The sequence below is a fragment of the Fervidobacterium gondwanense DSM 13020 genome, assembly GCF_900143265.1.
In the GTDB taxonomy this organism is placed as follows: Bacteria; Thermotogota; Thermotogae; order Thermotogales; family Fervidobacteriaceae; genus Fervidobacterium; species Fervidobacterium gondwanense.
In genome coordinates, this window is record NZ_FRDJ01000004.1 from 99,957 (window position 1) to 113,158 (window position 13,202).

At 40.8% G+C, this 13,202-nt stretch carries 18 protein-coding genes and 3 tRNA genes; 2 read left to right on the plus strand and 19 right to left on the minus strand.

Annotation, left to right across the window (positions count from 1 at the left end; genetic code table 11):
- Nucleotide 1: 1 nt before the first annotated feature.
- Nucleotides 2-853: an ABC transporter ATP-binding protein gene (locus tag BUA11_RS04800; RefSeq protein ID WP_072758961.1), complete on the plus strand. Its 852-nt coding sequence runs from the start codon at nt 2-4 to the stop codon at nt 851-853.
- 46 nt (nt 854-899) lie between these two features.
- On the opposite strand, the gene rplA is transcribed toward BUA11_RS04800, so the two are convergent.
- The 19 genes from rplA to BUA11_RS04895 all read right to left on the minus strand — a co-directional run bounded on the left by rplA (nt 900) and on the right by BUA11_RS04895 (nt 11,893).
- Entirely contained in the window at nt 900-1,607 is a 708-nt protein-coding gene (rplA, locus tag BUA11_RS04805; RefSeq protein WP_072758963.1) for a 50S ribosomal protein L1, read from the minus strand.
- A gap of 23 nt (nt 1,608-1,630) precedes the next feature.
- Nucleotides 1,631-2,056: a 50S ribosomal protein L11 gene (gene rplK, locus BUA11_RS04810; RefSeq protein WP_072758965.1), complete on the minus strand. Its 426-nt coding sequence runs from the start codon at nt 2,054-2,056 to the stop codon at nt 1,631-1,633.
- Between the two features lie 76 nt (nt 2,057-2,132).
- Nucleotides 2,133-3,200: a transcription termination/antitermination protein NusG gene (gene nusG / locus BUA11_RS04815; RefSeq protein ID WP_072758967.1), complete on the minus strand. Its 1,068-nt coding sequence runs from the start codon at nt 3,198-3,200 to the stop codon at nt 2,133-2,135.
- Between the two features lie 11 nt (nt 3,201-3,211).
- Nucleotides 3,212-3,400 (minus strand): preprotein translocase subunit SecE, encoded by a 189-nt coding sequence (gene secE / locus BUA11_RS04820; RefSeq protein WP_072758969.1) that lies wholly within the window; start codon nt 3,398-3,400, stop codon nt 3,212-3,214.
- 64 nt (nt 3,401-3,464) lie between these two features.
- Nucleotides 3,465-3,540: transfer RNA gene (locus tag BUA11_RS04825), tRNA-Trp, on the minus strand.
- Between the two features lie 28 nt (nt 3,541-3,568).
- Complete coding sequence (gene rpmG, locus BUA11_RS04830) at nt 3,569-3,718, minus strand: 50S ribosomal protein L33 (protein WP_072758971.1); 150 nt, start codon at nt 3,716-3,718, stop codon at nt 3,569-3,571.
- A 29-nt stretch (nt 3,719-3,747) separates the two neighbouring features.
- Nucleotides 3,748-3,834 (minus strand) — tRNA-Tyr (locus tag BUA11_RS04835).
- Between the two features lie 14 nt (nt 3,835-3,848).
- A tRNA-Thr gene (locus BUA11_RS04840) sits at nt 3,849-3,925 on the minus strand.
- Nucleotides 3,926-4,100: 175 nt separating this feature from the next.
- A complete protein-coding gene (locus BUA11_RS04845; protein WP_072758973.1) occupies nt 4,101-4,526 on the minus strand; it encodes an OsmC family protein in 426 nt (141 codons plus the stop codon).
- Nucleotides 4,527-4,551: 25 nt separating this feature from the next.
- Entirely contained in the window at nt 4,552-5,199 is a 648-nt protein-coding gene (locus BUA11_RS04850; protein ID WP_072758975.1) for a cytochrome c biogenesis CcdA family protein, read from the minus strand.
- Between the two features lie 20 nt (nt 5,200-5,219).
- Nucleotides 5,220-5,903, minus strand: a complete 684-nt coding sequence (locus BUA11_RS04855) for a thioredoxin family protein (RefSeq protein WP_072758977.1) — start codon at nt 5,901-5,903, stop codon at nt 5,220-5,222.
- Between the two features lie 173 nt (nt 5,904-6,076).
- Entirely contained in the window at nt 6,077-6,319 is a 243-nt protein-coding gene (locus tag BUA11_RS04860) for a glutaredoxin family protein (RefSeq protein WP_072758979.1), read from the minus strand.
- Nucleotides 6,320-6,355: 36 nt separating this feature from the next.
- Nucleotides 6,356-7,312, minus strand: coding sequence for a thioredoxin-disulfide reductase (gene trxB, locus BUA11_RS04865; protein WP_072758981.1), 957 nt, complete (start codon nt 7,310-7,312; stop codon nt 6,356-6,358).
- Between the two features lie 117 nt (nt 7,313-7,429).
- Nucleotides 7,430-8,080, minus strand: a complete 651-nt coding sequence (gene pdo, locus BUA11_RS04870) for a protein disulfide oxidoreductase (protein ID WP_072758983.1) — start codon at nt 8,078-8,080, stop codon at nt 7,430-7,432.
- Between the two features lie 139 nt (nt 8,081-8,219).
- Nucleotides 8,220-8,984, minus strand: a complete 765-nt coding sequence (locus BUA11_RS04875) for an alpha/beta hydrolase (protein WP_072758985.1) — start codon at nt 8,982-8,984, stop codon at nt 8,220-8,222.
- A 75-nt stretch (nt 8,985-9,059) separates the two neighbouring features.
- Nucleotides 9,060-9,872, minus strand: a complete 813-nt coding sequence (locus BUA11_RS04880; protein ID WP_072758987.1) for a metal ABC transporter permease — start codon at nt 9,870-9,872, stop codon at nt 9,060-9,062.
- Between the two features lie 2 nt (nt 9,873-9,874).
- A complete protein-coding gene (locus BUA11_RS04885; protein ID WP_072758988.1) occupies nt 9,875-10,633 on the minus strand; it encodes a metal ABC transporter ATP-binding protein in 759 nt (252 codons plus the stop codon).
- Nucleotides 10,623-11,501 carry a metal ABC transporter substrate-binding protein gene (locus BUA11_RS04890; RefSeq protein WP_072758990.1) on the minus strand — a complete coding sequence of 293 codons (879 nt, stop codon included), beginning with the start codon at nt 11,499-11,501 and terminating at the stop codon, nt 10,623-10,625. Before BUA11_RS04890 ends, BUA11_RS04885 begins: the two co-directional genes overlap by 11 nt.
- 20 nt (nt 11,502-11,521) lie before the next feature.
- Complete coding sequence (locus BUA11_RS04895) at nt 11,522-11,893, minus strand: Fur family transcriptional regulator (protein ID WP_072759015.1); 372 nt, start codon at nt 11,891-11,893, stop codon at nt 11,522-11,524.
- Between the two features lie 252 nt (nt 11,894-12,145).
- On the opposite strand from BUA11_RS04895, the gene BUA11_RS04900 reads away from it, so the two are divergent.
- On the plus strand, nt 12,146-13,153 hold the full coding sequence (locus BUA11_RS04900; protein WP_072759017.1) for a Fe(3+) ABC transporter substrate-binding protein: 1,008 nt from the start codon (nt 12,146-12,148) through the stop codon (nt 13,151-13,153).
- The last annotated feature ends 49 nt before the right edge of the window (nt 13,154-13,202 follow it).

The window sequence follows — 13,202 nt, forward strand, 5'->3', positions numbered from 1 at the left end:
TATGGAAGAAAGAGCATACTTGAATTTTTCTGATATTTCTCAAGATTTGCCCCTGCTTTCAGTGAGGAATCTGAGCAAGAGATTCGGGAACAAGCAAGTTCTTGCTGATATAAACTTCACTGTAGATAGGGGAAGTATCTTCGCACTGATTGGTCCAAATGGAGCAGGAAAAACAACAACGATAAGATCGATTCTAAATTCAATAGAACCTGACGGAGGAAAAATCGAACTTTATGGAAGCAAAATAGACTCTTTTGCAAAACAAAACATCGCCACACTTTCAGAAGACAGGACCGTATTTAGAAATTTCACAGCACTTGACTACGAAAAGCTCTACTCTGCTCTTTATCCAAAGTGGGACAGTCAAGTTTTCAGAGGATTTTTGTCGAAGTACGGATTTGATTTGTCACAAAAAGTCGAAACGTACTCGATAGGTATGAAAACACTCTTCTTCGTCATTCTCTGTCTCTCAACAAATGCCGATTTGCTCATATTAGACGAACCAACGCAACACCTCGACCCAACAGTCAGATACGAAGTTATGAGGCTTATAAGAGACTACATAACGGCTGATAGGGCATGTATAATTTCATCGCACGAGATGTTTGAACTGGAAGAATACGCAACTGAATTTGCGATAATAAACTCAGGAAAGGTTATTTACAGTGACTCCATCGACAGTGCAAAAGAAAAGCACAGAGTGATAAAGCCGGAAAACTCAATACCGGGTGCGGAAATTATAGGCTTGGTTGGTGACGAGGTGTTAGTGAGAACTAACGGAGAAGTTGAATATGAAGTAGGAAGATTTCCAAGACTGCATGAGATAGTTGTTGCTTATCTTTCAAGAAAATAGAATAAAAGCGGCTCAGAAGAGCCGCTTTGCTTTTTTATGTATCAGCTTATCGTTTTCCTTCTGCAAGTGTGTTCAAATCGAGTTTTATTCCAGGTCCCATTGTTGTTGCTACGACTGCTTTCTTAATGAAGTGACCCTTAACACCTGCTGGTCTCAATGCGAGTACCTGTTCGTACGCCGATTTGATGTTTTCTCTTAATTTTTCTACATCGAAAGAAACCTTTCCAACTGGGAAGTGGAGATTTCCTGTCTTGTCTGTTCTGACCTCAACTTTACCCTTCTTGAATTCGGAAACTGCTGCCGCAACGTCGTCAGTAACTGTTCCGCTCTTTGGGTTTGGCATTAAGCCTCTTGGACCCAAAACCTTACCGAGCTTACCAATTACCTTCATCATGTCTGGTGTTGCGATTGCAACATCGAAATCGAAGAAACCTTCGTTAGCTATTTTGTCTGCAAGTTCTTCTGCACCAACGTAGTCCGCTCCGGCGTTCTTTGCTTCTTCTGCCTTGTCTCCTTTTGCGAAAACAAGGACTCTGACCGTCTTACCCGTGCCATTTGGAAGGGTTATTGTGCTTCTGATGTTTTGTTCGCTCTTTCTGTAGTCGATATTCGTCTTAAGGTGGAATTCAACTGTTTCATCGAACTTCGCTGTCCCTGTCTTCTTTAAAAGTTCTACCGCTTCTTCGAGCGTGTAGCTCTTTTCAGGATCTATTAACTTTCTCAATTCGCTGTATCTTTTGGAGTGCTTAGGCATCTTTTCGCCTCCTCCCTTCCGCTTCAGTCTACGACTTCCAGACCCATGCTGCGAGCTGTTCCTTCGATAATCTTCATCGCAGCCTCAAGGTCGTTGGCGTTCAAGTCTACCATCTTGAGTTCAGCTATTTCCTTAATCTGTTGCTTCGTCACTTTTCCAGCTACTTTCCTCTTTGGCTCGGAAGAACCAGAGTTGATCTTTGCTGCTCTCTTCAAGAGGAAGCTGGCAGGAGGAGTCTTTGTTATGAACGTGAATGACCTGTCATCGTAGACAGTAACGATTACAGGGATAAGCAAACCTGCCTTATCTGCTGTAACTGCGTTGAACTTCTTACAGAATTCCATCAAGTTAACTCCTCTTTGACCCAATGCAGGACCTACTGGAGGAGCTGGTGTTGCTTTTCCGGCTTCAAGTACGAGTCGTACTTGTGCTACTACCTTCTTTGCCATACAACTTACCTCCCTTTTGTGGTATTTTCGGGCTTACGCCCTCCCACTGTGCACAAGAGTGCACAAAATCTATTTTTTATATTTTCTCCACTTCACTTACATGTACCGATACTGGTGTTTCCCTACCAAAGATCGTTATCATTACCTTCAGTTCCTGCTTTTCTTCGTCAACTTCTTTAACAACTCCGACAAAGCCCTCGAATGGACCGGTGACAATCTTCACAGAATCGCCTTGTTGTACTTCCAATTCCACCTTCGTTACTTTTGCAGCTTCAGCTTGATGTACTTCTTCAAGTCCAGCCAATCTCTTTATGTAATGGACTTCCTGCGGTTTCAATGGCAACGGTCTACCACCAGCGGAAACAAATCCCATTACAAACGGTGTTCCTCTGACGAATTCCCATGTATGATCATTCATTATCATCTCTACAAACAAGTATCCTGGATAGAGTTTCCTCTTCTTTGTCTTCTGGACGATAATTTCTCTTCTTGTCGGGTAATCGACTATAGCAACTCTTCCAGTACTCTTAGAAAATATCTTTCTGCCCTCAGCTAACGTTTGCCCCGCTTTCACCTGCACGCCTTTCTTGCATGCTGCGGAATTAAATACATCACCGTGTATTACATACGCATCTTCGTCACCAAGTATTGTTCTGACAACGACCTTCTTAACCTTTTCATTTATAACAACCTTACCATCTATATCACAAATATATTCATCGCTCGATGCTAAGAACGTTCCCTGAAAAACGTTGGCTCCTACTCTTAATCCCGAAACTGGCTTTGCAGATTCTGGAATAACGTAAGTCTTTGAAAATTTCTTATCAGTTGTTTCAATAACAATCCTTCTTGCGTTTATCACTTCGGCGATCGTGCCATCTCTCCTAACCTTTATCGCTGGTTCTTCGGCAAGAAGAGCTCCTTTTTCAACGTCCTTACCATTGCTCACGTGAAGTTTTGCTTCGTGAGAAATGATATGCCTCTCCAGAGACTTGCTCGACGTGTCGATAACTATTTCTTCCAACACGACTACATTCGGGATAATAGACTCATAACCTTGAGCTTTAATTTTAGCATCAAGGTTCTCTTTAACCCTATTTTCATACCCGGTAATGGTATGAATTATGTACCATTCCTTTTTCATTATTATTCACCTCAGAATCTTTGAAGCAGAGCACCAAGCGTACCAGAGAAGAGAAGGTCAACTAAGAATAGATAAAGTGCGGAGACTCCTAAAATAAACAAAACTACTCCTGTAGATGTCAGGAGTTCTTCTCTGTTGGGCCAAGTTGTCTTCTTCGCTTCAGCTTTAACTTCTCCAAAGAACTTCTTCAACTTTTCCATACCTTATCTCCCCCGAAATGTTTTGCGTTTCAAAGTTATCATTCTTACAACTATAAATAAAATTTGGCAGGGGCGGCAGGACTTGAACCCGCAACACCCGATTTTGGAGACCGGTGCTCTGCCAGTTGAGCTACGCCCCTGCAAAAAAAGCTCATTTATTCAAACAGATTAAACCTTCGTTTCGTTATGGAATGTGTGTTTGTTGCACTTCGGGCAGTATTTCTTAAGTCTGAGTTTATCCTTCTTGCTCTTTTCTTTTGTTGTGTAGTAATTTCTTGTCCCGCATTCTTCACACTTGAGACCTATTTGAACTCTCATCGTTATCCAGCCTCCTATAAAAAAATATCTGGTGGTGAGGGAAGGATTTGAACCTTCGAAGGCATTCTGCCAGCGGATTTACAGTCCGCCCCCTTTGGCCACTCGGGCACCTCACCACACATCCGTGGTCTGGAGCCAACGGAGGGACTTGAACCCTCAACCTGCTGATTACAAGTCAGCCGCTCTAGCCGGTTGAGCTACGTTGGCTCGCTCATGCGATAGTTATTATAACCGATGCGTGGTATTTTGTCAACGTTTCAAATCTGTTTATCTACGTTACAAATTTTCACAGACCTTTCAAAGACCAATCTTGAATTTTCACAGCCGAAGTATATGATACCATAAAAGTTCTTTATTTCAAGTACCTATTTAATATTATATATTACTCGTAAACAATCTCCCAAGTGAATTCGGGAACTGCCTTCTTCATCATCGCTGATACTCCGCAGTATTTCTCTTGTGAAAGATTGATAGCTTTCTCAACTTGTTCTTTTGGTGGTTCACCGTTGAATTTGAATATGTACTTCAAGTGGAGCTTTGTATAAACCTTGGGATGGTCCTGCGTCTGTTCGTAGTCTATCTCCATTCTGAAGCTCTCCATTTGGTCTATAACTCTCATTTTTCTAAGCAATGACACAACATCCATTCCTGTACAACCCATTAATGAATACAGCATGAGTTCTTTCGGTCTTGGTCCTGCATCATGACCGCCGACGGAAGGATCCGCATCGATCACAAGATCATGTCCTGAAAGAGTTTTTGAATAAAAGAGCATCCCCGAATAATAATCCATTCTCGCTGTTGCCATTAGTGTACACCTCCACACCTAATTTTCAGACTTTCATTTTGCCAAGTATTATCAACACACCGAGTATTATCATAAAAGCTCCGCCGATGTATTTGACCCACTTTTCCCACGCAGATTTGCCAAATCCCATCGTCAGCGCTTTTGAAATTCCAGCACCAATCGTGAGGAACGGAATAGAAATTCCAAGAGAGTATATGAACAACAGCCATATACCTTTTATAACATTCTGTTGCGATGCGATAAGCAATATCGAAGCAAGTATTGGGCTGCTACACGGTATCCACACAAATCCAATTGCTCCACCAAGAATTAGTCCACCTACGAATCCAGCATTCTTGAATTTCCAAACGTTCGCTTTCATACCCTTGAAAAGCTGCATCTCAGCTACGTACAATATTCCAAATATTATTATACCTATACCTATTATTTTTTCCAAAATACCAGAGTACTTAGCCAAGAACCCGCCTATAAACGAAGACAACCCGCCAAGAAGGCTGAATATCACTGAAAAACCCAAGAAAAATCCTAATAGTCTCTGCGCCCTCTTTTGTCCACCGAGAACTATTCCAATGAATCCGGGAATTAGCGGTAAAACACACGGGCTGAAGAACGAAAGAAAACCATGTGCTAAAGCCAACCAGACACTTACGTCCGTAGGTGTGAGTGAAATCATATTATCACCTCAAAGAGCAATTATTTTGAGGAAACAAGAAGTACCCTTATAACGCCCATACCGTTAAGCTTTTTCGCAACATCTGAGTTCGTAGTTACGTACAACGTGTTTATATCAACTTTGCTCGGCACTGCGTCAACGCTTTGTGCATTTTTGTCGTATTTCAAAACATAGTCTGCATCTTCTTTCTTGACGTTTACTATCGTAGGTTTGCCTTTGTAATCATCATTTTTCTTCGAATACTCTTCAAAACTACCTTTGTAGTTCTCATCAACAACCTTCACAATGAACCGCAAAGCTTTCAAGAAATCCGGTGCTGGCATGAAACCAGGAACTTGTGTCACCTGTCCTTGGTCTTTCAGAAACACAAATGTCGGTGTGCCTCTAACGGCAAATCCTCCGAAGAGCTGGTCGTTCGTGTAAGTTTTCCCCAAAAAGGTAGTTTTGTAAGAACCCGGTTCGATTTTGACAAATATGTAGTTCCCTCGTAGAATCTCTTGAACATCTTTGTTTGGAAGTACTTCTTTCTCAAAAAGCTTACAGTAGTAGCACGATGGAGAGGAAAAATTAATTAAAAGAAGCTTCTTCTCTATCATTGAAAGCCTGTGAGCTATGCCCAAATCTGTGAATGTGTGTTCGTAGCCGAAAGAAAGAGTAGTAAAGATAGATAGAACTATTAAGAGTAATTTGATAGTCTTTACCATAAGATCATTCCCTTCCAACTTTGAGATTTTTAACTTTGAACCTTTTCATGAAAAGCTTAGAGAAAAACCTCAAGATAGGACAGCTCAATTTCATATTTTCACCCCTCTTTGCCAAAGTTCTCGTCTGTGAAAAATAACACGGAAGGCAAAAGCCTTCCGTATTCATATTTCGATTAGCTAATTCCAAGAATTCTGTCGATTCTTGCCTTGTCAAATCCAACGATTATCTGGTTTCCTATTTCGATGACGGGAACGCCCATCTGTCCGGATTTTCTAACCATTTCCTCTGCGCCTCTTCTGTCTTTGGAAACGTCTACTTCAGTGTATGGGATTCCAAGTTGTTTGAAATAATCTTTCGCCCTTCTGCACCACGGACACGTGGGCGTTGTGTAAATCTTTACCCTGTATGTTGGCATATCGACACCTCCTCCTTAATTCCTCATTCTATTGAATTAGAAGTATTTCTTTGCTGCATGCTCAACAGCTATAGCCCCATCAGCAGCTGCGGTAACTATCTGTCTTAATCCTTTAATCCTTATATCTCCAACTGCGTATATTCCAGGAACGTTCGTTTCCATATTTTCATCAGTAATAATGTATCCGTAGTCGTTCATATCTACTAAACCTTTGAACGCTTCTGTTTGTGGAACAAGACCAACGTAGATGAACACACCATCAGCTTTTATAACGCTTTCCTCTTTTGTCTCGTTGTTTACAATGACTACTTCTTCAACCTTGTTTGAGCCTCTGATTTCTTTAACGATGTGGTTTGTTATTACCTTAATCTTTGGATTGCTCAGAACTCTGTCCTGTAGGACCTTTGCAGCAGTCAATTTTGGCAGATTCTGGACCATCGTTATGCTGTTAACAATCTTAGAAAGGAAGTGTGATTCATCACACGCACTGTCTCCACCGCCAACAACGACAACATCCTTATCTTTGAATAAATATCCATCGCAAGCTGCACAGTAAGTAACGCCTCTGCCTCTGAATTCAGATTCTCCAGGGACGCCAAGCTTCCTTGGCTGTGTACCTGTTGCGATTATTACAACCTTTGCCTTAACCTTGTTTCCATCGTCTAATTCAACAACTTTGTATTCTCCATCAATATACACTTTTTGCGCAAATGCATAGTGGAACTCTGCTCCGAAGTGCTTTGCATGGTCTGCAAATTTCTGTCCAAGAGCTTGACCTTCGATGCTTATCTCGCCGGGCCAGTTTTCAACAACGTGTGTCTGTGTTACTGCTCCACCTTCAATAGCTTTTTCAACTACCAGAGCAGTCAGTCCTGCTCTGCGTGCATATATTGCGGCTGTCAAACCAGCTGGTCCTCCACCGATGATTACTATATCGTAGTATTCCTTCAAAGAACCTCCAAGGCTTCCCAAGTCGAATTCAAATCCGCTCATGCTTAACCCTCCTTTAAGACAAATTTTTCACATTGTCATCTTCTAAAAGCTCAGGGCACAGTGATGTGCCCTGAGTGCAAAAGACTTATTAGTTGATTATTTTGCAATCGTTGTAAATTACTCTGCAAGGTCAAGTACTTGCTGTAAGAACTGTGGTTCCGGATATGCACCTATGAAGAACTTGTCCGGATTCCTGTTGACTGCTATGTGAGGTACAGATGAAACTCCAAACTGTTCGCTCATGTCAAAGAATTCATTCGCTTCAACAACTTCAGCTGTTACCATGTCACTTGCGAGTGCCATGTTGTGAGCAGTGAGTGCTGCCCTTGGACAGTATGGACATGTTGGCGTTACAAATACACTTATCTTAACTGGCTTGTCGAGTGACTGAAGCTTTGCAACCGTCTCTGGAGAAAGCTGTGGTTTTGCACCATTTCCAAATGTGATGATATCTTGAATTAACGTTCCAAATTCGTGACCAGAAGGAATCCCGTAGAATCGAACGCCTCTGTCCTTTCCATCATCAAGGGTGAGTATCAATGCTGGCGCATATTCAACGTTGTATTCTTTACCCTTTTCGCTATTCTTGTGGTACTTTTCAACTACGATCTTATCCGAAAGTTCTGCAACTTCGTCTAACAACTGGCTTTCAAGATCACAGTACTCACAATTCTCCTCGTGGAAGAATATAAGCTTCACGTTGTTCTTCAATTCCTTCCCAAACAATTCAACCAAATACTTCTTATCCTTTTCTGCTAATAAACCCATCTAAAAACACCTCCACTTTCGTTTTACACTCCTATTATACCCCATGTTTAAAGACTTAGGATTAACTAATTGTAAAAATTAGACAAATTTTGTCTATTTTTATTCTACACCACCCATACACTTTTGTCAACCCTTCACACTATCCGTTCAACCATTCAATCACAGCTCTTGTTACATCTTCCTTCTCCACATCGTTGCTCAGCACGTGTCCAGATTTTTCGAAAATCAACAATTTCCTTCTTTCTGACCTTATGTTGTTGTAAATGAATTCAGCAGCTGATAGAGGAACGGTATTATCGTTTCTTGCAGCTACAACCAACGTGTCACTCGTTATTTCTTTGACAGTTTTCCTGGAAAGTTTCATCAATTTGTACAACTCGGCTGCTTGTTTGGGCCAGTTGAATGACCAGTACTCTCTTTTAAGATATTCGAGGTCTGGATCACTATATACATCGTTGTTCTCTCGTATCATCTTTTCTTTAAATAAAGCCAACAAAGGTGTCAATTTTATTCTGCTATCGCTTGTATGTGTTGCTGCTGCCAAGGTGACAAGTTTCTTCGGTCTCAGATGAGAAGCTAAGATCAGTGCTATTACACCACCCATTGATAAGCCAACGATGTACACTTCGCTACATAGTGCTTTGAGATCATAATACGCATCGTGTGCTCTTCTCAGCCAGTCATGTCTCGTGGTGGTTAGAAAATCAGCACCACACGTGCCGTGTCCTGGCAATCTTGGAACAGATACCGTGAAGCCGGCCCTATTGATTTCATATGCCATGTATTCATAATCATGCGGTGAACCTGTAAAGCCGTGGATTAGAAGTACCCCCTTATCACCTCCGTGTAAAAACACTGGAAGCGACTTTCTTACAGTTTTCGTATCGACAAAGCCAAATTCCATATTCTTTCCCCCTTGTTCATTCTCAACCAAAATTACATGCTAAACAATTATACCACAGAATACTTCGCTCAAAGATTAAGCCCTGTATTTGTTAAAGGGCAAACTTAAAATGAAGCCAGCAAAAAGCGAGAGTACAATCGTTGGACCAGGTGGCGTATCAAAATAGTATGCTGATATGTAACCAGCAAACGAAAACACTATGCTAAAAATCTCAGATTTTCTTATAGCATCTCCAAAAGAGTTGGCAAACTGCTTTGCAAATACTCCTGGCAAAACCAAAAACGCTCCCATGACTATGACACCCGCTAACTTTAGCGAAGAGACAACAACCATCGATATTGAGAAAAGCACTATTAACTTGAGGATTTTGGTCTTGATGCCATAAAACTCCGCCATTTTCTCATCGGCAATCCAGTAGGCTATTTCATATTTATTAAGCAGTATAACTGGCGTAACAATCGCCAGAATTATCGCTATCAACAAGACATCGCTTTTTGAGATGAGCAATAGATTGCCAAACAAATAAGCAGTAACATCAGTGGTGTATCGTGGAGACTTGGAAAAGACTATAACACCAATCGCCATAAACACCGGAAGCAACATACCAATCGCTGTGCTTTCCGCAATAACTTCCTTCTTACTTATCACATACACAAGGTATGCAAAAACTAAAGTAGCGAGGACTGAACCTAAGAATATGTTGAATTCCATCAAAACAGCGAATGCAACGCCAGCAAAGATTGCATGGGCTAATCCATCACCAATGAATTCCATGCGCTTGTAGACTATAACAGGCGAGACAAGTCCCGTGAGAAAAGCTACAAGAAAAGAGGCTGTCAGAGAATACCTAAGGAATTCGAAACTTGCTAAGTCAGTAAGAAAGGACATATTCACTGCCCCTTTCCTTTGGAAGAAGATTCGTCTTCTCCGACGTGATGAATGTGTTCGACCTCATAATGCTTGTCTGCCCTGAGCCAAATGTCGAATTCTCCGAACATTTTCTTCACATCTTCGGGGCTAATATTATTTGTTGGTCCATGGCAGTGTAGTGTTTTGTTCAAGCACATAACCGTTGAACACTTTTCGAATACCATACCAATATCGTGGCTGACCATAAGAATAGTGATTCCCTTTTCTTCCCTAAGTTCGTTCAAAAGCTCGTAGAATCTTGCTTTACCAAGTTCATCAACACCAGATTCAGGTTCATCTAATATAAGGATATCCGGTTCCGAGAGCAATGCACGAGCCAACATTGCCCTCTGGTATTCCCCACCAGAAAGCTTACCTACAAGCTTTTTAGAATACCCTTCAAGCCCAACCCTCTTAAGAACTTCTTCTACTTTGCCTTCGCATTTCTTATCTCTTCGAATAGCGATTCTTACGAAATCGTACACACTCATCGGAAGTTCCCTGTTGAACTGCGAAAGCTGTGGCACATAACCAACTTTGCCATTAACTACCACTTCACCATCAAAAGGTATAAACCCAAGGATTGCTTTTACAAGCGTAGACTTTCCAGCACCGTTTGGACCGATTATGCCGGCAAATTCACCGCGATTCAATTCAAAAGAAACATTTTTCAGGATATCCACTTCTCCAAATTTTACTGAAAGATTCTTGACTCTTATCACTATCTGCTTATTTTCCATCGAGCGCCTCCTTGATTGATACATAAGCACTTTCAAAAAGTTCAGTAATACTCTTAGCCTTTGCGCCGATTGGATCTAAGATTTTGTAATTCCTCTTCAGTTCCTTGGAAATTGTTTCGATGCCCGATTTGTTGAATTGCGGTCCAACGAAAATGCCTATTAATTTGTTCTTCTTTGCTTCTTCAACGATTTCTTTTATATGCTTTGCTGATGGTTGCTTCCCATGTCCTTCTTCAACGGACAAAATATCTATGTTGTATCTCTTAAATAGATAGAAATAAGAAGGGTGGTCCAGAATGACAACAGCATTTTTTCTACCTGATAAGAGTTTATCAAACTTGGAAGAAATATTCGTAAGAGAAGTGATAATTTCCTTTGTGTGAATTTTGTATCTCTCAGCATTTCTTGCATCTTTTTTTGAAAGCTCGTCCCTGATTTTCGGCACAATGTACTTTGCCAGAAACTCGGGCGACAGCCATACATGTGGGTTGTAACCTTCTTCATATTCCTCTCCATGTTCATCTTCAACATGCACTTCGTCTTTTGAAAGCTTATCCTTTGGTATGTACTCTCCAAGATAAACAACACTTTTGTAATTCTTCAGATAAGCATTGTCCAGTCCCAAGCCATTGGCAAATATTATATCTGCTTTCGCTAAAAGTTTGACATCACTAACAGACGGACTGAAAGTGTGCGGATCTGAGCCTGGCTTTATTAAAAGACTTACACTAACCCCGCTAACATCCTTAACCATATCTTTAACTATCAAATAATATGGATTTATAGTAGCGACTATGTTCAATGCGAATGCTGAACCAAAAAACATAACTACTGTAACAGCACATATCAAGAGCTTTTTGAAATCCATACAAACACCTCCGAGATGGTCTATTCTAATTTTTCCCGACACTCTTGGCAAAGTCCAGAGAAAAGAATAAAGTGCTCTTCTATCTCAAAACCGTAGCGCTTTGAAATCTCTCTTTCATAATCTTCCATGTAGCAATCTTCGATTGGGAACAATCTTCCACATTTCGAACACCTGAAAAAGTGCCTGTGTGTTGCGGCTGAATAATAGTATGTGAATTCCCCAAGAGAGAAGCTCTTTATATATCCGTTCTTCGATAAATAATCAAGAGCACGGTAAACAGTTGTAAGGCTCATACCAGGAAGAGCCCGGCTTACCTCATATGCCGTCAAAGGAACTGATGAATTCATTATCTCATTGAAAACCTTCTCTTTATTCTTTGTCATCCGAACCATCTTTCGAAACACACCTTCCTTAGCATTCTTCTAAAGTTCTTTGCAAAAACATGCAAATGATTTTCATTTCCAAACATATTATACGCCCCTTGTGTGTTTTAGTCAATATCCAAGTTTGGACATATCCTAATATACTTAGGGTTACCAAATTTCTATCTTGACAACCTTTTCACATATGATAGGATATAAATGTAATTGAGACTCAGTCTCAAAAGCATAAAGAATACAAAGAAGAAGGAGGAAGAACAGACTATGAAGTTTAGGAGCTTGTTTTTGGTACTGAGCTTTTTACTTTTGGCTGGAACTGTTCTTTTAGCAAATGGCGTGGTGAACGTCTATACTGACAGACATTATGAAACTGACGATGCTATTTTCAAGCTATTCGAGCAATCGACAAACATTAAAGTTAACGTGCTTAAAATTGGTTCTGATGAATTAGTTCAGCGACTTAAACTTGAAGGCAAGAATACGCAAGCTGACCTTATCATCGTTGCGGATGTTGGAAGGTTATATTCAGCAAAAGAAGAAGGTTTGCTCCAGCCTGTGAAGAGTGAATTTCTAAATCGTGTAATTCCAGAAAAGTTCCGCGACGTTGATAACTATTGGTTCGCACTTACGAAAAGAGCAAGGGTTATAGTCTATTCAAAAGAGCGAGTAAATCCATCTGAGATAAAAACATATCAGGATTTGGCGAACCCAAAGTGGAAGGGTAAGATTCTTGTTAGAACATCAGCACATGTTTATAACCGCTCGCTTCTTGCTTCTCTAATTGCTTTGCACGGTGAAGATTATGCTCGCGACTGGGCTTCAAAGATAGTTTCTAATCTGGCTCGCGAACCGAAAGGAAATGACAGAGATCAGATAAAAGCTATCGCCGCTGGTGTTGGTGACATCGCTATCGTTAACAGCTATTATGTAGGGCTCATGATTAATTCAAGCGACCCAGAAGAACGTTCAGCTGTGAGCAAGATTGGAGTTATATTCCCGAATCCTACACATGTTAATATCAGTGGTATGGGATTAGTAAGGTATGCAAAGAATCACCACAACGCTATCAAGTTAATGGAATTCCTCCTATCGCCCAAAGTTCAAAAGATGTATGCAGATGCAAATTATGAATTCCCAATTAATCCAGAGGTTGAGCCGGGAGAGTTGTTGAAATCTTGGGGAACATTCACAGAGCAAAACATAAGGCTTTCCAGAATAGGTGAACTTGGCAGCAAGGCAGCAATGATATTCAATATAGTTGGATGGAAATAATCTGAGTAATCTTTACCGCAGGTAATACTATATTACTGCCTGCGATCTA